This window comes from Novosphingobium sp. HNCC26DJ243, from assembly GCF_057180545.1.
The window spans coordinates 1,360,688-1,382,822 of the sequence record NZ_JBXUGN010000001.1; the positions used below are offsets into that span (position 1 = coordinate 1,360,688).

The following is a 22,135-nucleotide window of genomic DNA, read 5'->3' on the forward strand; positions in this document are numbered from 1 at the left end:
TGGCGCGGTGCCGACCGAAATGCCTTGAAGCATAAGGCTTTCATACCATGTAATGGATTGCCATGACCAAGCCTGTCCTGCTCGACCGTCGCCATATGCTGCTCGGCTCCGGGGCCCTTGGCCTTGCTCCACTGTTCCCTGCCTGGGCCCAGTCCGGCCATGGCCATCACGCCAGTCGTGCAGGCGGGCTGGCCGGGCGCAACACTGGCGGCACGCTGTCGGGCGAATCTATCGCGCTTTCCATCGCCGAGGCACGTTATTCGGTCGGCTCGCGCTCGGCCGCGGCGGTTGCGGTCAACGGCACCATTCCTGCGCCTCTGATCCGTCTGCGCGAGGGCCAGAAGGTCCGCATCGCGGTCACCAACCGGCTGAAGGAACCCAGTTCAATCCATTGGCACGGGTTGCTGGTGCCGTTCCAGATGGACGGCGTCCCCGGCGTCTCCTTCCCCGGCATCGATCCGGGCGAAACCTTCACCTATGAATTTCCCGTCGTGCAGTCCGGAACCTACTGGTATCATTCGCATTCCGGCATGCAGGAGGCGGTCGGCCTCTACGGCCCCATCGTTGTAGATCCGGCCACGCCCGACGAGGTGGCATTCGACCGCGAATACGTGTTGATGCTGGCCGACTGGAGCCCGGTGGACCCCCACACCCAGCTGCGCAAGCTCAAGACGATGGGCGGCTACTACAACTGGCAGCGCCAGACGGTAGCGGGACTGCTCAAGGGCAGGGACCAGAGCCTCAAGGATCGTCTGGAATGGGCCAGGATGCGCATGGACCCGACCGACATCTCTGACGTGACCGGCGCGACCTACAGCTACCTGATCAACGGTCACGATACCGCCGCCAACTGGACCGCGCTATTCGCTCCGGGCGAGCGCGTGAAGCTGCGGATCATCAATGCCTCGGCGATGACCAACTTCAATTTGCGCATTCCGGGCCTGCCGATGACGGTCGTGGCAGCCGACGGATGCAATGTAGCCGCTGTTGAAACCGACGAAATCCAGATCGCCATTGCCGAGACTTACGACGTGATCGTCCGACCGACCGAGGCGACCGCTTTCGGGATCGTCGCCGAAGCGATCGACCGCTCCGGTCTGGTCCGCGCAACGCTCGCGCCTCAACTCGGCATGGCCGCCCCCGTGCCCGTCCTGCGCAAGCGTCCACTCCTGACCATGCGCGATATGGGCATGGATATGGGCGGTATGGATATGGACGGCATGGAAGGCCACTCCATGAAGATGCGCGATTTCTCCGCTGCTCCAGGTGTCAAGAAGGGGCCGGGCGTCGCCACCATCTCCCCCATGCCCGCAAATCGCGTTGCCGATCGTGGCACCGGGCTTGAGGACGAGCACCATCGCGTCCTGACGTATGCGGACCTGCGCGCCCGCGTCGCCAATCCCGATCCGCGCACGCCGACGCGGCAGATCGATGTGAACCTCACTGCCAATATGGAACGCTACATGTGGTCCATCGATGGCGACACGATTTCGGGCGGCGCTGACCCGATCCCGTTCCGCACGGGCGAGCGGGTCAGGGTCAACCTCATCAACCACACGATGATGCCGCATCCGATCCACCTCCACGGCCATTTCTTCGAACTGGTCACGGGCGAGCCCGGCCACCGCCCGCGCAAGCACACGGTCAACGTCCTGCCCGGGGGCAAGGTTAGCTTCGACCTTACCGCCGATGCCGAAGGCGATTGGGCGTTCCATTGCCACATGCTGCTGCACATGCATGCCGGGATGATGCGCGTCGTCACCGTCCGCACCGAAAAGGGCGCGGCGTGATGCGCGCATTCGGCACCCTTTGCGTCATCGCTGCCGCCTTCACGGCGCTGCCTGCATCAGCGCAGGAGGTGCAAGACCCCCACGCCGGGCACGACATGGGCGCGATGGAAGGCATGGAAGGTATGGACCACTCCGGCCACGACATGAGCGCAATGGACGGCAAGCCGCAACCCGCGCCTGCCACGCCGCCGATGGACCATTCTGCCCACACCGGCCACGCAATGGCTACAGGTCCTGCCGAAACGATTGGTACTGCGCCGCCGCCTCCTGTCCCGGCCGATCATCCCGCCGATGCGTTCTGGGACAAGGCGCGCATGGACAAGGCACGCGCTGAGCTTGCGCAGGAAAGCCGCTTTTCCGGCGGCGCACTGATCGCGGACCGCCTCGAATACCGGGCGGGCAAGGACCGCGATGGCTATAGCTGGCAGGCAATGGGCTGGACCGGCGGTGACATCGACCGCCTGTCGTTCGAAACGGAAGGCGAAGGCACGTTCCGGGGCGCGGTCGAAAGCGCCGAGGTCCGCGCGGCCTGGCGACACGCGCTCGATCCGTGGTGGAACCTCGAAATCGGCGCAAGGCAGGATTTCGCCCCCGGCCCCGACCGCACTTACGCAGTCGTCGGGATCGAGGGTCTGGCGCCCTACTGGTTCGAGATCGGTGCCCACGCCTTCGTTTCGAACAAGGGAGACGTCCATTTCCGCCTCGAGGCCGAACACGACATGCGCCTGACCCAGCGCCTGATCCTGCAACCCTCGCTTGAGATCAACGCCGCAGCACAGGACGTACCCGAGCTTGCCATCGGCGCGGGACTGGAAAAGATCGAGCTTGGCGCGCGGCTGCGCTACGAGATCGTCCGCGAATTCGCGCCTTACGTCGGCATTCACTGGGAGCGCAAACTGGGTGAAACTGCTCGCCTGTCGCGCGCTGCGGGCGATACACCTTCGGTTGCCAGCGCCGTCGTTGGCATCAGAATGTGGTTCTGATGCGGCTTCCTGTTCCATAATCAGCCCAATGGGGCTGCGCAGACGTATCCTGCTTGCCCATGGGGCTGCCTGCATGCGACTGGAGCAATCCTGCCATCAGAGTCCCGATCCATGAATCCTGCCCATACTGGCGTCATTGCCCAGACCATCCAGCTCGCTCTCGCCCCGGTGTTCGTTCTGGTGGCGATCGGCAACATCATGAACATCCTGACGACGCGGCTTGGCCGCATCGTCGATCGTTCGCGCACCTTGCAGAAGCTGCACGGTGAAACCGCGGGCAAGGCCCACGATGTCGTGGTGATCGAGATTCGCTACGTAGACCGGCGCATTCATCTTATCGGCCGGGCCCTGCTGACGCTGGTCATCTCGGGGCTTGCAATCGGCGTGACGGTCGGCTCGCTGTTCATCGGCGAGATGGCCGGGCTGGAATTGCGCAACCTCACCGGGATCACCTTCTTCGTGGCGATCGCGCTGCTGATGGTCGCGCTGGTCTTCCTTCTGCTGGAAACCCGCATCGCAGCAAACTCGCTGCGTCTTCCGCAGGAACTGCTGGAGCTTGAGCGGGATATCTGACGCAGGATCAGGTCAGCAGCTTGCCCGTCTTTTCCTTGATCACGCCTTCGATCATGCGCTTGGCAAAGCCAAGGCTCGCAGGAAGATCGACATCGACGACCAGTTCGGTGTCGGCAATTTCGACCGAGCAATCGACGCTATAGCCCATCGCTCCCACCGACATGACCATGTGATCATCGTCGGCGAAGTGCGTGGTAATCGTCGCCATGCTCTCGGCCTTGGCCATGGCCGCAGCCGACTTTTCGCGCAGGCGGCGGCGCGCTTCATCGCGGCCGAGCGTATGGGGGATGGCTATGCGCATCAGGCGTCCTTGGGTGCTTGCAACTGGGGTGCGGCGTCTAGCCCTTCGCCATAGCGATAGTCCAGATAGCGCCCGCGCACAGCCAGCGCGTCGAGATCGCCCGCCGCCAGTTGCCGCGTGATCTCGTCGATTTCCTTGCTGATCTTGGCAAGGCCCTCGCCCAGTTGTTCGTCGGCGTTGCGGCCGCCGCGCTCTTCCTTGCGCAAGTGCGGAGGGATCTTGCGCCAGCTTTCGACCATGCCGGGAAGATGCTCGCCAACCAGCCGGCGCACTTCGCCCACCGCAGGTTCGGCCGGATCGATGCCTTCAAGCTGCACGCCCAGTCCATCGAGCTGCACGCCGATCTGGTCGACCAGCCGCACTGCGGGCGCAGGCAACGCGGGCCGCTGCGCTTCCAGCCACAGCTCCGTCCGCCCAACCATCGTGCGCACGTCGCCCGTGTTCAGCGCCGCAAGATCGGGAACCTTGAGCGTGGGATACTTCGCGAAGAACACCAGCACGCCAACAATCGCGAGCGCAAGCATCATCACCCCGGTGAACCCGATGCCGTCGATCACCAGCCCTGCCACCATCGCGCCGACCAGCAGCACGCCGACCGCCATCGCCATGCGCGCCAGCTTCTTTCCCAGATGCTGGCGCTTCAGATCGGCCGAGCGCTGCCCGATCGAGCGGCGCCCGCCCGCCTGCTGGCGCACGAGCGACGACTTCGCGTCTGCAAGGATGCGCGCACTGTCATGCGCCGGGGTATTGGCCATCAGCGCCTCAACCCTCCAGACTCAGCAGTGGTGAGCTTTCGGGGCCCGCCAGCTTGGCCTGCGCCGCCCCTTCGGCCCGCGCGATGTAGCCCTTCGACTTCTCGACCTCGCCCGAAAGCGTGGTCACCGTCTGCTTCATCGAATCCAGTGCCTTCAGCTTGAACGTGTCGATCGTGTCCATCGTGTCGTAGATGTTCTGGAACGCGCGCTGCAGCGTCTCCAGCGGGATCGTGCTCGAAGCCGCCATTTCGTGGATCTTGCCGGTCTGCTCGCGCAGGAGCTTGCCGGTGGAATCGATCATGTTGGCGGTCGTGGTGTTCAGTGCGGTGATCTGCTGCAGCACCAGTCGCTGGTTGGTCATCGCCTGGGCGACGGTTACCGCGGTGCGCAGTGCGGCCACCGTCGTCGTGCTTGCGCGGTCGACGCCCTTGACCAGTTCGACGTTGTTCTTCTTCACCAGATCGAGCGCAAGATAGCCTTGCACCGTGACCGCCATCTGCGTCAGCAGATCCTGCGTGCGCTGGCGCGTGTAGAACAGCGCGCTCTCTCGGATCGCCTTGGCCTTTGCCGGATCGGTATGGTCGAGGTCGGCGGCGGCGTCCTCCAGCTTGGAATCCAGCGTCTTGGAGATGTGGATCATCTGCTCGAGATTGCCCATGGCCTCCCACAGCTTGCCGCGCTCCACGTCGATCGCGGCATTGTCCATCAGCAGCTCGTCCTTGCCCGAAGCCAGCCGTTCGAGGATCGCCTTGATGTGGCCCTGCGCCGATGTGTAGCCATCGAAATAGCGCTTCAGGCTGTTGCCGAAGGGAATGATGCCAAGGAACTTGCGGCCCGAAGACAGCTTGCCCTGACGGCCTGGATCAAGTTCTTCGACCGTTCGGCGCAAGGCGGCCAGATCGTTGCCGACCCCGCTGTCCTTGTCCATGGCGCGGATCGGGCGATCGAGAAAGCGGTTGGCCATCCCCGCCGCCTGCGCAATTTCCTTGCGCCCCATGTTGGTCAGCTGATCGACCTTCTTTCCGAACTCCGGGCTCTGCGCATCCTGCGCGATCAGGTCTGCCACGAAGGCATCGACCTTGGATTCCAGCTTCGACCGGTTTTCGTCCGAAACCGGCACCAGACCTGCTGCCTGCACCGGTGCGACCACCGGCACCGGATCGGGCGGCGTCAGCGTCAACGGAGTGGCGGTTGCAGTTTCCGTAGGTGTCGTGGCCATCGCAGTCTTGCTTTCCGGTAGTGGTCGACCCGCAACATGGGATTTCATCGGGCGCGGTGCAAGCTGTATTATAGCTGCAACACAGCAACCGGCGAAGGGCCATATCGACGCAGGGGCCCTGACGATCCATGAACAGCACCATGACAGACGGCAAGCGATGCGCAATCTTCGGGGCCAGTGGCGGAATCGGCACAGCGCTGGTCGGGCAACTGGCCGCGCGTGACGACGTGGCCGAAGTCCATGCCGTGGCACGCTCCGATCTGGCGGCCAGCGCGAAGATCACGCCGCACCGGTTCGACCTGCTCGACGAAAGCGCGATTGCCGCCGCCTGCGCCGCCATCTCCGGGCCGTTGGACCTCATCGTCATCGCCACGGGGCGTCTTGTTCGCGACACGGGCGAGGGACCCGAAAAATCCTGGCGCGCCCTCGACGCTGCTGCCATGGCCGAGATGTTCGCGATCAACGCCATCGGCCCCGCCCTGATCGGCAAGCATTGCGCGGGGCTGCTGCGCAGGGAAGGCCGTCCGGTCTTCGCCGCGATCTCGGCCAGGGTCGGCTCGATTGCCGACAATCGCCTCGGCGGGTGGCATTCCTATCGCGCGTCGAAAGCGGCACTGAACATGGTCGTGCGCAACTTCGCGATCGAACTCTCCCGCACCAATGCATCAGCGGTCGCCATCGCGCTCCATCCCGGCACGGTCGACACGGCGCTTTCCCGCCCGTTCCAGCGCGGCGTTTCGGCTGACCGGCTGCTGTCTCCCACCCGCTCGGCTGCGCATCTGCTCGATGTGATCGACCGCCTTGATGTCGGCGACAGCGGCAAGTTCATCGCGTGGGACGGAACCGAGCTTCCGTTCTGACGCTTCGAATTTCACACAGTGTAATTTTTCTAGCGCGCACCACTGGTTCTTGCGCCACACGCTGTTAGAGTGCTCTCGATTGTCAAAAGGCGAAGGCGGAGGAACCGCTGCGCATGACGGGATCGAGGAGGCAGGGATGAAGCGATTGATCGGCCCGATACTGGCCGTTGGCGTGATGGCGTGCGCGGCGCCATTGCTCGCAGGGCAGAAACTGGGCGAAGCGCAAGGCCTTCGCACACCCGAACAGATTTATGCCAAGACCTGCGGCTATTGCCACGGGCGTAACGTCGGCCCGATCATCCTCGGTCGCGCTATCCCGGCCGACACCGTCAAGTACATCGTCCGCCACGGCCAGAACGGCATGCCCGCCTTCCGTCCGACAGAGGTCAAGCCATCGGAACTCGATGCCCTGGCCGCTTGGGTTGAAAAGAGCGAAGCGCGCAAGGAGGAGCACGGGCAATGAGCGATATCAACATAGATCGCCGCGGCCTTCTCGGCGCTGGCATCATCGGCGCCGCCAGTCTCGGGCTGGGCACCGGGGCCAGCGCCAAGAACCCCGCCCCGCTCGCGCCCGGCCTGACCAAGGCCGATTTCGCTGGCGCGCTCAAGGCGTTTCGCGGCGTAGTCGGCGCGGAATGGGTGTTCGGTGACGAGGAAGCCGTCGCGCCCTACGCCAAGACCTACATCCCCGACCCCAACGGCTATCACAAGCCGGTCGGCGCGGTCTGCCCGGAAACCGTTGAGCAGGTGCAGGAAATCGTCCGCATCGCCAACAAGTACCGGCAGCCGCTGTGGACGGTCTCCACCGGCAAGAACATGGGCTATGGCATGACCGCCCCGGCCACCCCGGGACAGGTGGTGCTCGATCTCAAGCGGATGAACCGCATTCTCGAGGTCGACGCTGATCTCGGCACCTGCCTGCTCGAACCCGGCGTGACCTACCAGCAGCTCAAGGACTATCTGGTAGAGAACAACATCCCGCTGTGGATCGATGTGCCCACGGTCGGCCCGATTGCCTCGCCTGTCGGTAATACGCTCGATCGCGGCGTCGGCTACACGCCCTACGGCGAACATTTCACGTTCCAGTGCGGCATGGAGGTCGTCCTCCCCGATGGGCAGGTGATGCGCACCGGCATGGGCTCGATCAAGGGCAGCACCGCCTGGCAGGCGTTCAAGTGGGGCTACGGACCCTATGTCGACGGGCTGTTCACCCAGTCGAACTACGGCATCGTCACCAAGATGGGCCTGTGGCTGATGCCCAGGCCCCCGGTCTACAAGCCGTTCATGGTGCGCCACCCGAACATGGAGGACACGCCCAAGATCATCGAGGCGATGCGCCCGCTTCGCGTCTCGAGCCTCGTCGCCAATTGCAACCTGATGATGAGCGCGTCCTACCAGCTCGCCATGTTCAAGCGCCGCAACGAGATCGTGCCTGATGGCGCACCGCTCGATGAAGCGTCGCTCAAGAAGGCGGCCAAGGCCAACGGTCTGGGCATGTGGAACACCTACTTCGCGCTCTACGGCACCGAACAGACCGTCTCCGCGATCGAGCCGATCATCCGCGCGCAGCTTACCGCAAGCGGCGGCGAAGTGATGACCGCCGCGGAGATGGAGGGTAATCCCTGGTTCCACCATCACGCGACCCTTATGGAAGGCGGCCTCAATCTCGACGAGATCGGCCTGCTGCGCTGGCGCGGTGCGGGCGGCGGGCTTGCCTGGTTCGCCCCCGTTGCCGCCGCGCGCGGGATCGAGGCCGATCGCCAGACCGCGCTCGCCAAGGAAATCGTCGAGAAGTACGGCTTCGACTACACGGCGGCTTACGCCATCGGCTGGCGCGACCTGCACCACATCATCGCGCTGCTGTTCGACAAGGCCGACGCCGAAGAGCACCAGAAGGCCGATGCCTGCTATCGCGAACTGGTCACGCGTTTCGGCGCGCAAGGCTGGGCAAGCTACCGCACCGGAGTCAATTCCATGGAGCTCGTCGCACAGCAGTACGGTTCGGTGAACCGCGAGTTCAATGCCAAGATCAAGCATGCGCTCGATCCCAACGGCATCCTTGCGCCCGGCAAGTCGGGGATCATGTGATGGAGCGCTTTGCAGGAAAGGCCGTACTCGTAACCGGCGCGGCCACTGGCATCGGCCGGGCGACAGCGCTCGCCTTCGCCCGCGAAGGTGCCAGCGTGATGATCGGCGATGTCGATGCGCGCGCGCAGGAGACCGTCGACATGATCGTGGCCGAGGGTGGCAACGCGGCCTTCCGCTATACCGACGTACGCAATGCCGCCGAACTCGACGCCCTCGTCGCAGCCTGCGTCGAACGATATGGACGCATGGATGCCGCGTTCAACAACGCCGGCGTCCTCCCGCCCCAGCGCCCGATCCATGAAGTCCCCGAGGATGAGCTGGATCTTGCGATCGATGTCGATTTCAAGGGCGTGTTCTTCGCCATGCAGGCCGAAATCCGCCACTTCCTGAAGGTGGGCGGCGGGGCCATCGTCAACACCGCCAGCGTCGGCGCGCTGATTGCCGACCCGAACATGAGCGCCTATTGCGCGATGAAGCACGCGGTTGCGGGCCTGACCAAGGCGGGGGCGGTGGAGTACGCGCAAGCGAACATCCGCGTGAACGCCATCGCACCGGGCTTCGTCGTCACCCCGATGACGCAGCACTGGGCCGACAGCAATGAGTTCACCCAGATGTTCTTCGCGCAGAACATCTCGGGCCGCGCCGCGCGTCCCGAGGAGATCGCCCCGACCGTGCTGCACTTGTGCTCGGACGGCGCAAGCTTCATCAACGGCGCGACTTTCACCATCGACGGCGGCCAGACCGCGCACTGACCTGGGGGGCGGTCAGCCTGCTGCGGCAGGGTCGACGTGCAACCATGAAGCCTGGCGCGGCGCTCGCCGCGTCCGGCTCCACTCCTCCAGCATGACCGGTGCCAGGTCCTTCAGTTCGGCATGCTGTTCGGGCGTGCCGATGTTGCAGGCCAGTTCAAGTCGGTGCCCGTTCGGATCGAAGAAATAGATCGAGCGGAAGATGCCGTGATAGGTCGGCCCGAGAACCTCGATCCCCTGCGCCTCGATATGTGCCTTGGCGGCAAGCAGAGCGGCCTCGTCCGCCACCTCGAAGGCCAGGTGCTGGACCCACGCCGGGGTGCAGGGATCGCGCCCCATCTCGGGCTGGTTCGGCAGTTCGAAGAAAGCCAGCACATTGCCGCCGCCAGCATCGAGGAACACGTGCATGTAAGGATCGTCCTCGCCGGTCGAGGGCACCTTGTCCTCGGCAAAGGCGGTCACGTAGTCCATGCCGAGCACGCGGGCGTACCACGCTACTGTTTCGGCAGCGTCGCGGCAGCGGTAGGCCACGTGGTGGATGCGGGTCAGCTTCGGCGCCTGCGTCGCTTCGCTCATTTCGCCGTCTCCTCGACCTGCAACACACCGCGCCGCATCTGGTCGCGCTCCATCGACTTGAACAGCGCGGTGAAGTTGCCGTTGCCGAAGCCCTCGTCCTTCTTGCGCTGGATGAATTCGAAGAACACCGGCCCGATCATCGTCTCGGAAAATATCTGCAGCAGCAGGCGAGGATCGCCGTCCTCGGTCGATCCATCTAGCAGGATGCCCCGCCTCTGCAGTTCGGGCACAGGCTCGCCATGCCCCGGCAGGCGCTCTTCCAGCATCTCGTAATAGGTTTCCGGCGGCGGCGACATGAACGGCGTGCCGCTTGCCTTGAGTCGGTCCCAGCATGCCAGCAGGTCGTCACAAGCAAAGGCGATGTGCTGGATTCCCTCGCCATTGTAGGCGCGCAGGAATTCGTCGATCTGCCCGCCGCCCGCCTTTCCTTCCTCGTTCAGGGGAATGCGGATGAGCCCGTCGGGTGCGGTCATCGCACGGCTGGTAAGGCCGGTATATTCGCCCTTGATGTCGAAATAGCGGATTTCCTTGAAGCCGAAGATCCGCTCATAGAACGCAGCCCAGTGCGCCATGCGTCCGCCATAGACATTGTGCGTGAGGTGATCGATCGTGTGGAAGCCGGCCCCCACCGGATGACGGTCGACGCCTGGCAGGTAGCGGAAGTCGATGTCGTAGATCGAGATGTCCTCGTCGTAGCGATCGATCAGGTAGATGATCGATCCGCCGATCCCGCGGATCGCGGGCAGGCGCAATTGCATCGGCCCGGTCTCGACCTGCACCGGCTCTGCCCCGCGCTCGACAGCCACGGCATAGGCCTTGGCCGCATCCTTGACCCGCCAGCCCATACCGCAAGCCGAAGCGCCATGTTCGGCCGCGAAGTAGGCCGCGGGGCTGCGCGGCTCGTAATTGGCGATCAGGTTGATCCCGCCCTGACGCCACAGGTGCGCGTCCTTGGTCCGGTGATCGGCCACATGCGTGAAGCCCATAGCCGCAAACACCGGCTCGAGCAGGCCCGCCTCCGGCGCGGTGAACTCGATGAACTCGAACCCATCGAGACCAAGGGGGTTGGGCAAGCCCGTCACGGGGGATACGTCCATTCGGCATGACTCCTGAAATCGTTTCATCTGATACCACTTCCCGATGGACTTGTCAGCGCAATTCTCACGGGCGCAGAGCGCACGCCCTTTTTGTTATGATATCTTGTATCATTTTTTGAGTCGTTCTAAGTGAGACGCAAGATCAGGCCGCGTTCTCCGGACGGGAATGCAAGCCATGGCAAAAGGTTCGCGCACATGAAGGTTCCGTTTCTCCTCGTAGGCTGCTCGGTGCTGGCAACAGTGGCGCTCGTCACGCCAGCCACCGCCGATGAGGCTCCCGGCGATCAGGACACCCACGCCCAGCCTTCGGCGCAAATCGTGGTAACCGCCGCCTTCCAGCGGGACCGGCTCGATATCCTGTCCGGTGTCTCGGTCATCGCCGGAGAGGAGCTGACTCAGGCCCTGCGCCCCACGCTCGGCGAAACGCTCGACAAGACTCCCGGCGTCTCGGCCACCTCGTTCGGCCCCAACGCCTCGCGCCCGGTCCTGCGCGGTCTCCAGGGCGATCGCGTGCGCATCCTCACCGATGGCATCGGCGCTTTCGATGTTTCCAACACCAGCGCCGATCACGCGGTGGTCATCAATCCGCTGCTGGCCGATCGCATCGAGGTCCTGCGCGGACCTGCCACCCTGCTTTATGGCTCGGCCGCGATCGGCGGCGTCGTCAACGTGATCGACAAGCGCATCCCGCGTGTCGTCCCTGACGAATTCGCCCATGTCGATGCGCTCGCTTCCTACGGCTCTGCAGCGGACGAACGCTCGGCCGGCGCTGCGGTCGATGTGCCGCTCGGCAGCCGCTTCGTCGTCCACGCCGATGGCAGCTATCTCAAGACCGGAAACCTGCGCATCGGCGACCATGTGCTCGCCCCCTCGGCCCGCACCACCGCGCTCGCCAATGCCGGGACCGAGGACGAGGATCAGCTTGCCGAAGGCATCGACCTTGCCAGCAATGCAGCGCTCAAGGGCGGGTTGCCCAATTCGCAGGCCAAGACCTGGACCGCAGGCGTCGGCGCGTCGTTCATCACCGACACCGGCAACATCGGCATCGCCTACAGCCGCTATGACAGCCTCTACGGCATCCCGGTCCGCTATGCGATCGCGCCGGGGCAGGAGCAGGAAGGCCCGCGCCTCGATGTCGCGCAGGACCGGCTGGACCTGCGCGCCGAGGTCGAGACCGGCGGCGGCCTGATCTCTTCGATCCGCGCCCGCGCCGGCTTTGCCAGCTATCGCCACTTCGAACTCGAAGCCGATGGCAGCGTGGGTACGGCCTTCTACAACAAGGGCATCGAAGGACGGCTCGAACTGGTCCAGGCCCAGCGCGGCGCATGGAAGGGCGCCAGCGGCATCCAGTTCTACGCCCGCGATTTCAACGTCGTCGGCGAAGAAGCCTTCCTGCCCAAGAGCAGCAGCACCCAGTTCGGCCTGTTCACCCTTCAGGAGTTCGACCTCGGCGCGCTGAAGATAGAGGGCGGCGCGCGCTTCGAGCACACCGTGGTCGATGCGCGACCCTTGGCGGACCAGCCGCAGTTCGTCACCGCAAGGCGCACATTCGATACGGTCTCGGGCTCGGTGGGTGCTTCATACGCCTTTGCCACCGACTGGCGCCTCGGCCTGAACCTCTCGCGCACTGTCCGCGCACCTTCTGCCGACGAACTCTTCGCCAACGGTCCCCATGCCGGCACGCAGGCCTTCGAGATAGGCAACCCCGATTTCCGCCCCGAACGCGCGACCGGCATTGAGGCCGTATTGAGAGGCAAAGGCGAGGGCTACAGCCTCGAAGCCTCGGCCTATTACAACTGGTTCGACAACTTCATCTACGAGGACCTGACCGGCGCGGTCGAGGATGGCCTCCCCGTCTACCAGTTCACGCAAGGCAAGGCCCGCTACTATGGCTTCGAAATTCAGGGCTCGGCAACGCTTGGGCAAGTCGGGCCGATGACGCTCGTCGCCGATGGCCTTGCCGACTACGTCCACGCGGACATCACCGGCGTAGGCCCTGCCCCACGCATCCCGCCGATGCGGATACAGGGCGGGCTTGCGCTCAACGGCAGCAAGGTCGATCTGCGCGGCGAAGTGGAATGGAGCGCGCGCCAGAACCGCGTCACGCCATTCGAAACACGGACCGCCAGCTTCACGCTGGTCAACGCCGAAATCAACATCCGCCCCTGGGGCACGCAGCGCCCGCTTTCGTTCGCGCTCTCGGCCAACAACATTTTTGACGTCGACGCCCGCCGCCACGCCTCGTTCCTCAAGGACTTCGCGCCCCTCGCCGGTCGCGACATCCGCCTGACCGCGCGGGCGAGTTTCTGAACTTGAGGGGGAAATGGTGGACCCGTCGGGACTCGAACCCGAGACCTACAGATTAAAAGTCCGTTGCTCTACCAACTGAGCTACGGGTCCGTGCCCGGTGCGGCATGGCTGCACCCGGCGTGGCGCGTCACCTAGGGGGCGGGGCGCGGCGGGTCAAGCGGGCGCGCAGATGTTTGAGCGTCAATCCGGTCAATGGGTCGCGCCAGTCGGGCGCAATCGCGCTGGCAGGCCCGAGCACGAAATCGCGCTTGCGGAATTCGCGATGGGGCACAACCAGCCGCTCGTCGGCCCAGGCCCCGCCAGACCACAGCACGATATCGAGATCGAGCGTGCGCGAGCGCCAGCGCTGCCCCATCCGGACGCGCCCGAACTCCGCTTCGATCGCTTGCAGCAGATCGAGCAGTTCCAGCGGCTCCAGATCGCTCTCGATCACCGCCGCGGCATTGGCATAACGGCGCAACGAAGGCCCGACCGGCTTGCTCGATTCGATCCCGCTTTCCGCACGCACCGCCACGCCCTGCCGCGCCAGTTCGTCCAGCGCCGCGCGCAGGATCGCGGCCGGGCCGCCCACGCGCCCATGGCGCTGGTTCGATCCCAGCGCGATCAGGTAGTGGCTCACACGTCCTCGGAAAGGCGCGTGTAAAGCTGCGGGCGGCGATCACGGAAAAAGCCCATGCCCGCACGATGGCGCGCCGCGCGCTCGAGATCGATCGTTGCGCTCAGCACGCCAGTCTCGTTCGCGCCGAATTCCTGGAGGTAATCGCCCCACTCGTCGGAGATGAAGCTGTGGCCGTAGAAGCGCTGGCCATCCTCCGTCCCGATACGATTGGCCGCGATCACCGGCATGCAGTTCGATACCGAATGCCCGATCATCGCGCGGCGCCACATGCGGCTGGTGTCGAGATCGGCGTCGTAGGGCTCGGTGCCGATGGCGGTCGGGTAGAACAGCAGTTCGGCTCCCATCAGCGCCATGGCCCGCGCGCATTCGGGATACCATTGATCCCAGCACACGCCCACGCCGATGCGCGTGCCGAACACGTCCCACACCTTGAAACCGGTATTGCCGGGGCGGAAATAGTACTTTTCCTCATACCCCGGACCATCGGGAATGTGGCTCTTGCGGTAAGTGCCCATCACCTCGCCGTCAGGACCGACCATCGCCAGCGTGTTGTAATAGTGATGCCCGTCGCGCTCGAAGAAGCTCGTCGGGATCGCGATCCCGAGTCCCTTGGCGAGCTTCTTCATCTCGCGCACCGAAGGGTCCTGATCGAGCGGATAGGCCAGCGCGAACAGCGCCTCGTCCTCCACTTTGCAGAAGTAGGGCCCTGCAAACAGTTCGGGCGGCAATACCACTTGCGCGCCGCCGCGCGCGGCTTCTTCCACCAGCGCTGCGACAGCGGCAATGTTTTCGGCTTCGCCTGCGTTCAGGGCGAGTTGCAGGGCGGCGACAGTGATCTGGCTCATGGCCCGGACCTAAGCCGCCGCCGCCCGCAATTCAACCGTCGCTGCTGATCAGGGGCGCTTGCGGAACAGCAGCGTCATCCGGTCGCTCTCGCCGATGGCCCTGAGCCTTGCCTTGTCGGCGTCGTCCTTGGCACCTGCCATGCCCGGAGGCAGGGTCCAGACACCGTCAGGCCAGTTTGCCGGGTCCTTTGGATTGGCATTGGCCTCGCTCTTGCCGACGAAGGTGAAGCCATTCACTTCCATGAACCTGATGACGTCCGCCTCGCGCAGATAGCCCTTGGTGCCATCGGTGAACGAGTAGGGCGCATCCGGCTTGGCGCGATGCTGTTCGATGCCGATCATGCCATCGTCTTTCAGCAATTCGCGCATCTGCTTTATCTCGTGGTCGGCAAGGTTCCACCGGAACAGGTTGTGCATCATGCGCATTACCAGAATGCGGTCGAACGTGCCCTTCTCGCCCTCGGGGATGGTGTCGAGCGCGAAGGCAGAAAAACGTTCGGCCGGCTGATTCGACCAGCCCGCAACTTCGGCAGGATACTTGGTCACGCCTTCGCGAATGCCCGCCTTCATCTTTTCGCCGAACGCTGGCGCGGTGGGATCGAAGAACAAGCCGACCAGCTTGCCCTTGGGGCCAAGATAAAGCCCGAGCAGGCGCGAATACCAGCCGCCGCCCGGCGCATATTCGCCCACCTTCATCGTCGGCTCAACCTGAAAGAACGTCAGCGTCTCGTCCGGGCGGCGATAGACATCGCGCGCCTTGTCGGTCACGCGCAGCGGATCGGCCACGGCCTTGGCCAGCGCCGGATCGATCGCGGTCTTCGCCATCCCCATGGCGTGCCCTTCATGCTGGGCCTGCGCCGGGATCGCGAAGCCGAGACCGGCCGTCACGGCAATCATGGCGAGAGAGGACTTGCGCATCGGGGGGATTCTCCTTGGTGCCGATGACAAGCGCGGTGCGCCTGCCTATCTTGGCGTCATACAAGGAGAATAAGACGCATGAGCGAACAAGCAACGGCCATTCTCGCCGGCGGATGCTTCTGGTGTACCGAAGCCGTGTTCCGTGACGTGATCGGCGTGAGCCGGGTCGAGAGCGGCTATCTTGGCGGGACGGTCGCAAACCCCACCTACAAGCAGGTCTGCTCCGGCACGACCGGCCATGCCGAGGCAATCCGGGTGACGTTCGATCCGGACGTCGTCAGCTATGGCCAGATTCTCGACATGTTCTTTGCCACGCACGATCCCACCCAGCTCAACCGCCAGGGCGGCGATGTCGGCACGCAATACCGTTCAGCCATGTTTCCGCTGGACGATGAACAGAAGGCCGAGGCGCAAGCAGCCATCACCCGCAACCAGCCGAACTGGCCACAGCCGATCGTCACGACGATCGAAGGCCCGGCCACCTGGTATCCCGCCGAGGACTGTCATCAGGAATATTGGGAAGGCGAAGGCCAGCGCAATCCCTATTGCCTCGCGGTCATCCCGCCCAAGCTGATGAAGCTGCGCAAGAGCTTCGCGGACAAGGTGAAGGCCTAAGCCTTTACCCAGCGCGCGGCAAAGAAGCCGTCTATCCCGCCGACTTCGGACAGCATTCCGGGGTCGGCGCGGAAATGGCCCTCCGTCGCCAAAAGACCCGCAGGCAATTCCGCATCGCTGACCGGCTCAGGCGCAAGCTTGTCAAAGGCGCTGGCCCGTGCCTCGCCTTCCTCGGGCTCCAGCGAACAGACCGCGTAGACCAGCCGCCCACCCGGCGCGAGCCAGCCCGCAGCGCGCTCGAGCATCGCCTGTTGCAACTCGCCGAGTTCGCCCATGTTCGCCAGCCGGTGCAGCACGTCGGGATGACGGCGGCAGGTGCCCGTCGCGCTGCACGGCGCGTCGAGCAGGATCGCGTCGAACTGGCCTTGCGGCTTCCAGGTCAGCGCATCGGCCACGACGACCTCTGCCTCCAGCCCGCTGCGCCTGAGATTGTCCTGCAGCCGTTCCACCCGGCGCGCCGACTTGTCGAGCGCGGTGACCTTCCAGCCTGCCGCTGCAAGTTGCAGCGTCTTGCCACCCGGCGCGGCGCATAGATCGAGCGCACGACGGCCATCGCCTGCCCCAAGCAGCCGCGCAGGCACGCTGGCGGCAAGGTCCTGGACCCACCATGCGCCCTCGGCAAACCCCGGCAGCGCCTCGATCGCGCCCGCACGCGCCAGTCGCACATGCCCCGGCGCCAGCGAATGGCCGCCCAGCTTTTCGGCCCACTCCGCCGTCCTGGCGGCATCGCGCAGCGAAAGGTCGAGCGGAGGCGGCTCGGCCAGCCCGCGCGCGATTGCCTCGACCCGTTCGGGCCAGGCAATATCCCAGCGTTCGGCCACGGCATCGGGCAGGCTCGGCGCTTCGGGAAGCTTGGGGTTGGCCTTGGTCACCGCCGAAAACACGCCATGCGCCAGGCGGCGCGGCCCGCCCATCAGCAGCGGCAGACCCGTTGCCACCACCGCGTGGCCCGGCAGGTTCAGCCGCAACGCCTGCGCCAGCATGATTCGCAGCACGCTGCGCACCTTGGCATCGTCGGGCAGGACATCGCGCGTAGCCTGATCGATCAGCGCATCGAGGTCCGCCATCCAGCGCAGCGCTTCCTGCGCGATAGCCGTTGCCAGGGCGCGATCATCACCGCGTTCGATGGCGCGCAGCACAGGCGGCGCGGCCTGATCAAGCGGCTCGCCGCGCCGCAGGACGGCATCGAGCAGCCGCAGCGCGGCTCTGCGTGCAGGGACGCCGGGAATTTCGTCAGGGTGCTTGGAACGGGCCATGGCTTGGGCCTATCGCCCCTGATGCCCGAAATGGCAATTGCGCTTGGACGATTGAGCGCCCATCTGCATGTTCATGGACAAGCCCACTCCCCGCGCCACCCGTCGCCCGGCGGACTTCACACGCCCCGCGCACTGGACCAATGAGCCGATTCCCGCCCCGCAGACAATCGTTCGTGGTGAAGACCCCGACGGCCTCGATCCCACGCGCTTCGGCGATTGGGAAAAGAACGGCATCGCGATCGACTTCTGATCGCTGTGGGGTTCAGCCCGCGATCACGCCCGACGCCGGGTGATGCTTGTCGAGATGCCTGCGCAGGATCTTGAGGTTCTTCGAGTTCGACCTGAAGAAGAAGTCGAACGCATCGCCCACGAACGGCACCGCGCCCAGCGCGGTATCGAAGGCAACGTTGGCACCCATCCGCCAAAGCTTCCACCTGGACAGGCCGAGGTTGCGCGCCTCCCACACCATCCACGCGCCCATCGCAGCGGTCAGCACATCGCCCAGGACCGGCACCAGACCGGCAATGGCATCGAGTCCGACTTCGCGCCGGATACCGGGAATGGTGAAGCTCCGCTCCAGCAGACGCTCCATCATCTCGACCCGCTGCCGCACCGAGGCGGGATCGTTGCCCAGTCCGGGAAGATCGACCGGCATGCGCACGGGGCGGCGAGCGGTGGCATCGGCGGCGGGGAAGATCGGCTTGTCCATGCTTACCTATCTGGGGAGCCATGCCAGCGGCGGCAAGGGATGCCAGCCCCAGGGGTTGCGGGCAAAGCCGGTGGTGCCGCTGCGCACCATCGACCAGCGCAAGGGGCGCGCAATCGGAATGAAGCCATTGGCGGCGGTGATTTCGGCCTCGGCCTCGGCCAGCAGGGCCGATCGCGCCTGCGGATCGGTCGCGCGGCGCGCCTCGGCCACGCGCTCGTCGCCGATCGGGCTGCACACCGCCTTCTGCACGGTGCACGAAAGCTGGTTGAGGAACCACGTTGCCCGGCCATAGCGCGCGGCAACGTCGATCAACCGCAAGTCGGCACGGTTGCGCTCGGGCACGCGACGGGCCGAAAGTCCGATACGGGCAAAACCGTCGCGCAAGGCATCGAACACCAGTGACGATCCGGGTCCATCGGGCATCGCGATGTTGAGCGTGGGCACGCTGCGGCCCGCGCCCTTCCATGCCGCAACCCGCGCGGCAGCCTGCGCCCGACGCTGATCCAGGTTCATCCCCTGCCAGCGTTCGCCGATCGTGCCGAGATCGTCTTCCACGTCGGGGGAAACGATGCGAGTCGTGGCCTGCCAGCCGCCGATATTGAAGCTTCCAAGCAGGGCGTCGCGGTCGATCGCCATCGACAACGCCTCGCGGTTGGCGGCATCGGCCAGAAACCCATCCGCGCGCTCGATCATCAGGCCGAACAGGCCGGTCACGGGATCAAGCTGCACGTTGCCGCGCGTCAGGCCAATGCGCCCGGCGAGCGGCACCGTATCCACGCGCCCGCCCAAGAGCACGTCGACATAGCCATCGTTGAACAGCGCCACTGCCTTGGCCGGCGGCGCAAACGTCACCGACAGGGCCCGCGCGCGCTTGGCAAAGTTGGCCTGCTTGGAAAGCCCTCGAGCCTCGGGCGGGATCAGCGTCATGGAGCGAGTCCCGTCCTCCGCCGTCTTGCCCGCCATCGGCCCGAGACCCCGGCCACCATAGGTCAGACCCAGTTCCGGCTGCGCAAGAATGGTCAGGAGTTCGGGAACCGGCGCGAAAAGATCGATCTCGATGACCCGGTCCGACATCACCCGCACTTCGTCGATCGCTGCAAGATCAAGGCCGAGTGCCGTGCCCTTGAGCGTGGCGATGGTCTTGCGCAGGGCCGCCGCCGCCGTATCGGCAGTGATCCGCTGGCCGTCGGACCAAGTCCCGTCGCGCAGGCGGAAGATGTAACTCTGCCCTTGGTCCGTCACGATCCAGCGATCGGCCAGCGCAGGCACGACCCGGCCCTGCTCGTCGAAGCCGACCAGCCCTTCAACGGTGGCCGAGCGCAACAGCTGGGCCGCAGGGGAAAAGCGGGGACCGCGTTCCTTCAGTGCCGAGGCATCGCCCATTACGGCCACCGCAAGTGTACCGTCACGGCCCGAACCGCAGGATCCGAGCAGGAGGGTGAGCGTCAGGACAATCGTCGAACGGGCAGCCATCGGCCAAGCCTAGCAGAAGGCTGGCACAGGGTCAGCGTGGCAAATGATCAAATCTTGCGAAGTGGGCCCGTGGCCTGATTCGACAGCACCGGCTTGACGAATCGCGGTGTGGCCGGCCCTTGGCCGACCGGCGCACGGGCGGTCATCGGATCGACTTCCTCGATGAAGGCAATGCCGAAGCGATTGTCCTGAATCCAGGCGACAACGCCCTCGACCCAGCCGATGTTGCGCAGGTTCACTTCGACGCGGGTTCCGCGCAGGACCTTCATCGCACCTTCGGCCATCATGCCGCCGGCGGAGAGATTACGCACCTTCACGCGATGTTCGGTATCGGTCCCGACAAGGCGCACCTCGGCCAGGAGGAAAAGGCTGTCACGCCCCAATTGCCGATGGTCCGTCTCAGTCACCAAAGGTCCCGTCGTTCCCAGAGTTCGCCTCAACCTCGCCACGCGCCGGGTGCGCCTGCACACGAAGCAATCGCAGAAATTCGTCGCTTCTTACTAAAGAACCAAGGTAAACAAGGCATTAGCAAGGTCAAGAATTAACCAGACTGTCATGTTTTCACGGGCCGCCCAACGGCGGCCCGCTGCTTACATATCCCGCGAAATTTTCTCGCGCCGTTCGTGCGCTTCCTGCGCTTCGACGGTCATCGTGGCGATGGGTCGCGCAATCAGCCGGCCGAGGCCGATCGGCTCGCCCGTCACTTCGCAGTAACCATATTCACCCTCGTCGATCCGGCGCATCGCGGAATCGATCTTGGCAATCAGTTTGCGCTGGCGATCGCGCGTGCGCAGTTCGATTCCCCAGTCGGTTTCGCTCGACGCACGGTCATTGAGGTCGGGTTCGCGAATCGGACCATCCTGCAGCGCCGAGAGCGTCCCGGCGGCGGCCGAAAGGATCGAGCGCTTCCATTCCAGCAGCAGCTTGCGGAAATAATCCTGCTGCACGTCATTCATGTAAGGTTCGTCGTCGCTTGGCACATAGTCGCCCGGCATCGCGCGTCGCGCCTTTGCCAGTACGTCGATTTCGTCACTCAAGACCCCAGCCATTCGGCCCTCCGCATCACAAGCTATCCGCCCCTCCCGGCTCGCTTCTTTTTCCTTTCGGACGAGCAAGCTCCATTGCTGCGCGCCTATAGGGTTGCCCCGGAATGGGCACAAGCGATTTGGAGACCATCGTGCATTAAGGGCGGCTGAAGAGGTAACCTTTCGGCCCCGGTTATCCCCACCCTGTTCGGAACTTAGCCAAACGTAATCATGCACGTCGGACGCGTTAACCATTTATTGACCAAGATTGGTGACCTTCGCCCTATCGGAGCCTCAAGGCATTTGCGCTCCATGACGGGGGTAAAGGTAAATGGGACAGTCCTGGATCAAGCTGGTCGCCGACGAAACGGCCAAAAGCGCAACCGCCACTTCGACGGCAGCGGCCGACCTTCTGGTCGCCAGTTGCCTCGCCGCTGCGGCCAATGGCGACAGCAACGCACTGTTCGATCTGGGTGTCGCCTACTCCACCGGCAGCCACGGCGTGGACTGCGACATGATCGAGGCCCACAAGTGGTTCAATCTCGCAGCCGTCGGCGGCCACGAGGAAGCCGCTCACTGCCGCGCCGACGTTTCGGACGAAATGACGGCACGCGAAATCGCCGAAGCCCAGCGCCGCGCGCGCGAATGGCTGCGCGCCGGACGCCAAGCCGCCTGATCACTCTTGCCCCTTGGCCGTCTCGCTGCGGGCAACCGCCGCTTCGAACACGGCATACTGCGCATCGAAAGCCTGCCTGAACGCCGGGCGCGCCTCGCCCCTTGCGACGTAGGCGGCGACGATGGGAAACTCATCGAGCAAACCGCTGCTGCGTAGCCGGCGCAGCACGTCGATCACCATGAGATCGCCGGCCGAGAACGGTCCCTCCAGCCATTCCTCCTCGCCAAGGCAGGCGGAAAGATCGCCCAGGCGCTGCCGTATCCGGTTGTCGAGCATTGGTAGCCGCTCATCGTACCAGTTGCGCTCGCGCTCCAGCAGCCATGCCATGGAACGCTCGACGATCGGCGGTTCGATTGTCCCCACCGCCGCAAACATCCACGCGATGACCCGCGCTCGCGCCACGGGATCACGTGGCAACAGGCCCTCGTTCGTCTCCGCTAGATGCAGGACGATCGCGCCCGTCTCGAACAGCGTGAAATCGCCGTGTTCGTAGGTCGGGATCTGGCCGAAGGGGTGACGCTGTCGATGGGCAGGCTGCTTCAGTTCGGCAAATGACAACAGCTTTACATCATAAGGAACGCCAAGTTCGGCAAGCGCCCAGCGGATGCGCGTGTCCCGGGCAAGCCCCTGCCCGCGATCAGGCGAATCGGCAAAAGCGGTGATCGTGGCGAGCATCGGCATTCTCCCGATTTTCAGGA

General features: G+C 64.7%; 25 protein-coding genes and 1 tRNA gene. 11 read left to right on the top strand and 15 right to left on the bottom strand.

Annotated features, from left to right (window positions below; genetic code table 11):
- The first annotated feature begins 62 nt into the window (after nt 1–62).
- The 3 genes from AC2A04_RS06630 (at nt 63) to AC2A04_RS06640 (ending at nt 3,346) form a co-directional block, all read left to right on the top strand.
- Nucleotides 63–1,790, top strand: a complete 1,728-nt coding sequence (locus tag AC2A04_RS06630; protein WP_484211498.1) for a copper resistance system multicopper oxidase — start codon at nt 63–65, stop codon at nt 1,788–1,790.
- A complete protein-coding gene (locus AC2A04_RS06635) occupies nt 1,790–2,773 on the top strand; it encodes a copper resistance protein B (RefSeq protein ID WP_484211499.1) in 984 nt (327 codons plus the stop codon). The genes AC2A04_RS06630 and AC2A04_RS06635 overlap by 1 nt, the downstream gene beginning before the upstream one ends.
- Before the next feature lie 111 nt (nt 2,774–2,884).
- Entirely contained in the window at nt 2,885–3,346 is a 462-nt protein-coding gene (locus AC2A04_RS06640; protein WP_484211500.1) for a DUF2721 domain-containing protein, read from the top strand.
- Between the two features lie 7 nt (nt 3,347–3,353).
- Here the strand turns inward: AC2A04_RS06640 and AC2A04_RS06645 are convergent, their stop codons facing one another.
- The 3 genes from AC2A04_RS06645 to AC2A04_RS06655 are packed head-to-tail and all read right to left on the bottom strand — an operon-like array spanning nt 3,354 to nt 5,621.
- Nucleotides 3,354–3,647 (bottom strand): polyhydroxyalkanoic acid system family protein, encoded by a 294-nt coding sequence (locus tag AC2A04_RS06645; protein WP_484211501.1) that lies wholly within the window; start codon nt 3,645–3,647, stop codon nt 3,354–3,356.
- Nucleotides 3,647–4,402, bottom strand: coding sequence for a hypothetical protein (locus tag AC2A04_RS06650; RefSeq protein ID WP_484211502.1), 756 nt, complete (start codon nt 4,400–4,402; stop codon nt 3,647–3,649). The genes AC2A04_RS06645 and AC2A04_RS06650 overlap by 1 nt, the downstream gene beginning before the upstream one ends.
- A gap of 7 nt (nt 4,403–4,409) precedes the next feature.
- Nucleotides 4,410–5,621, bottom strand: a complete 1,212-nt coding sequence (locus AC2A04_RS06655; protein WP_484211503.1) for a toxic anion resistance protein — start codon at nt 5,619–5,621, stop codon at nt 4,410–4,412.
- 128 nt (nt 5,622–5,749) lie between these two features.
- Here AC2A04_RS06655 and AC2A04_RS06660 point away from each other — a divergent pair, with 128 nt between their 5' ends.
- From AC2A04_RS06660 to AC2A04_RS06675, 4 genes are all read left to right on the top strand, one after another.
- Nucleotides 5,750–6,481 carry an SDR family NAD(P)-dependent oxidoreductase gene (locus tag AC2A04_RS06660; protein WP_484211504.1) on the top strand — a complete coding sequence of 244 codons (732 nt, stop codon included), beginning with the start codon at nt 5,750–5,752 and terminating at the stop codon, nt 6,479–6,481.
- Between the two features lie 136 nt (nt 6,482–6,617).
- Nucleotides 6,618–6,944 carry a c-type cytochrome gene (locus tag AC2A04_RS06665; protein ID WP_484211505.1) on the top strand — a complete coding sequence of 109 codons (327 nt, stop codon included), beginning with the start codon at nt 6,618–6,620 and terminating at the stop codon, nt 6,942–6,944.
- The gene (locus AC2A04_RS06670) at nt 6,941–8,569 is read left to right on the top strand and encodes an FAD-binding oxidoreductase (protein WP_484211506.1); all 1,629 of its coding nucleotides are present in this window, start codon (nt 6,941–6,943) and stop codon (nt 8,567–8,569) included. Before AC2A04_RS06665 ends, AC2A04_RS06670 begins: the two co-directional genes overlap by 4 nt.
- A complete protein-coding gene (locus AC2A04_RS06675) occupies nt 8,569–9,321 on the top strand; it encodes an SDR family NAD(P)-dependent oxidoreductase (protein ID WP_484211507.1) in 753 nt (250 codons plus the stop codon). Before AC2A04_RS06670 ends, AC2A04_RS06675 begins: the two co-directional genes overlap by 1 nt.
- A gap of 12 nt (nt 9,322–9,333) precedes the next feature.
- Here AC2A04_RS06675 and AC2A04_RS06680 read toward each other — a convergent pair whose 3' ends face one another.
- Both AC2A04_RS06680 and hppD read right to left on the bottom strand, forming a co-directional pair.
- A complete protein-coding gene (locus tag AC2A04_RS06680; RefSeq protein ID WP_484211508.1) occupies nt 9,334–9,894 on the bottom strand; it encodes a VOC family protein in 561 nt (186 codons plus the stop codon).
- On the bottom strand, nt 9,891–10,991 hold the full coding sequence (gene hppD, locus AC2A04_RS06685) for a 4-hydroxyphenylpyruvate dioxygenase (RefSeq protein ID WP_484211509.1): 1,101 nt from the start codon (nt 10,989–10,991) through the stop codon (nt 9,891–9,893). Before hppD ends, AC2A04_RS06680 begins: the two co-directional genes overlap by 4 nt.
- Nucleotides 10,992–11,186: 195 nt before the next feature.
- Here hppD and AC2A04_RS06690 point away from each other — a divergent pair, with 195 nt between their 5' ends.
- Nucleotides 11,187–13,301 carry a TonB-dependent receptor gene (locus AC2A04_RS06690; RefSeq protein ID WP_484211510.1) on the top strand — a complete coding sequence of 705 codons (2,115 nt, stop codon included), beginning with the start codon at nt 11,187–11,189 and terminating at the stop codon, nt 13,299–13,301.
- 14 nt (nt 13,302–13,315) lie between these two features.
- Here the strand turns inward: AC2A04_RS06690 and AC2A04_RS06695 are convergent.
- From AC2A04_RS06695 to AC2A04_RS06710, 4 genes are all read right to left on the bottom strand, one after another.
- Nucleotides 13,316–13,391: transfer RNA gene (locus AC2A04_RS06695), tRNA-Lys, on the bottom strand.
- 37 nt (nt 13,392–13,428) lie between these two features.
- Nucleotides 13,429–13,920, bottom strand: coding sequence for a 2-amino-4-hydroxy-6-hydroxymethyldihydropteridine diphosphokinase (gene folK / locus AC2A04_RS06700; protein WP_484211511.1), 492 nt, complete (start codon nt 13,918–13,920; stop codon nt 13,429–13,431).
- Nucleotides 13,917–14,765, bottom strand: coding sequence for an N-carbamoylputrescine amidase (gene aguB, locus AC2A04_RS06705; RefSeq protein WP_484211512.1), 849 nt, complete (start codon nt 14,763–14,765; stop codon nt 13,917–13,919). The genes folK and aguB overlap by 4 nt, the downstream gene beginning before the upstream one ends.
- A gap of 48 nt (nt 14,766–14,813) precedes the next feature.
- Entirely contained in the window at nt 14,814–15,683 is an 870-nt protein-coding gene (locus AC2A04_RS06710; RefSeq protein ID WP_484211513.1) for a class I SAM-dependent methyltransferase, read from the bottom strand.
- Between the two features lie 78 nt (nt 15,684–15,761).
- On the opposite strand from AC2A04_RS06710, the gene msrA reads away from it, so the two are divergent.
- A complete protein-coding gene (msrA, locus tag AC2A04_RS06715; RefSeq protein WP_484211514.1) occupies nt 15,762–16,298 on the top strand; it encodes a peptide-methionine (S)-S-oxide reductase MsrA in 537 nt (178 codons plus the stop codon).
- Here msrA and AC2A04_RS06720 read toward each other — a convergent pair.
- On the bottom strand, nt 16,295–17,554 hold the full coding sequence (locus tag AC2A04_RS06720) for an RsmB/NOP family class I SAM-dependent RNA methyltransferase (protein ID WP_484211515.1): 1,260 nt from the start codon (nt 17,552–17,554) through the stop codon (nt 16,295–16,297). The two genes, msrA and AC2A04_RS06720, sit on opposite strands and share 4 nt — an antisense overlap.
- Nucleotides 17,555–17,627: 73 nt before the next feature.
- Between AC2A04_RS06720 and AC2A04_RS06725 the strand changes: the two genes are divergently transcribed.
- Complete coding sequence (locus AC2A04_RS06725; RefSeq protein WP_484211516.1) at nt 17,628–17,804, top strand: DUF1674 domain-containing protein; 177 nt, start codon at nt 17,628–17,630, stop codon at nt 17,802–17,804.
- Nucleotides 17,805–17,816: 12 nt separating this feature from the next.
- Here the strand turns inward: AC2A04_RS06725 and AC2A04_RS06730 are convergent, their stop codons facing one another.
- From AC2A04_RS06730 to dksA, 4 genes are all read right to left on the bottom strand, one after another.
- Nucleotides 17,817–18,209, bottom strand: coding sequence for a DUF4112 domain-containing protein (locus AC2A04_RS06730; RefSeq protein ID WP_484211697.1), 393 nt, complete (start codon nt 18,207–18,209; stop codon nt 17,817–17,819).
- 60 nt (nt 18,210–18,269) lie between these two features.
- Nucleotides 18,270–19,736, bottom strand: coding sequence for an ABC transporter substrate-binding protein (locus tag AC2A04_RS06735; protein ID WP_484211517.1), 1,467 nt, complete (start codon nt 19,734–19,736; stop codon nt 18,270–18,272).
- Between the two features lie 47 nt (nt 19,737–19,783).
- Nucleotides 19,784–20,143 (bottom strand): PilZ domain-containing protein, encoded by a 360-nt coding sequence (locus AC2A04_RS06740; RefSeq protein ID WP_484211518.1) that lies wholly within the window; start codon nt 20,141–20,143, stop codon nt 19,784–19,786.
- Between the two features lie 183 nt (nt 20,144–20,326).
- The gene (gene dksA, locus AC2A04_RS06745) at nt 20,327–20,785 is read right to left on the bottom strand and encodes an RNA polymerase-binding protein DksA (RefSeq protein WP_484211519.1); all 459 of its coding nucleotides are present in this window, start codon (nt 20,783–20,785) and stop codon (nt 20,327–20,329) included.
- A 307-nt stretch (nt 20,786–21,092) separates the two neighbouring features.
- Here dksA and AC2A04_RS06750 point away from each other — a divergent pair, with 307 nt between their 5' ends.
- Entirely contained in the window at nt 21,093–21,437 is a 345-nt protein-coding gene (locus AC2A04_RS06750; protein ID WP_484211520.1) for an SEL1-like repeat protein, read from the top strand.
- Here the strand turns inward: AC2A04_RS06750 and AC2A04_RS06755 are convergent, their stop codons facing one another.
- Entirely contained in the window at nt 21,438–22,112 is a 675-nt protein-coding gene (locus AC2A04_RS06755) for a glutathione S-transferase family protein (RefSeq protein WP_484211521.1), read from the bottom strand. It abuts the gene before it with no gap.
- Nucleotides 22,113–22,135: the final 23 nt, after the last annotated feature.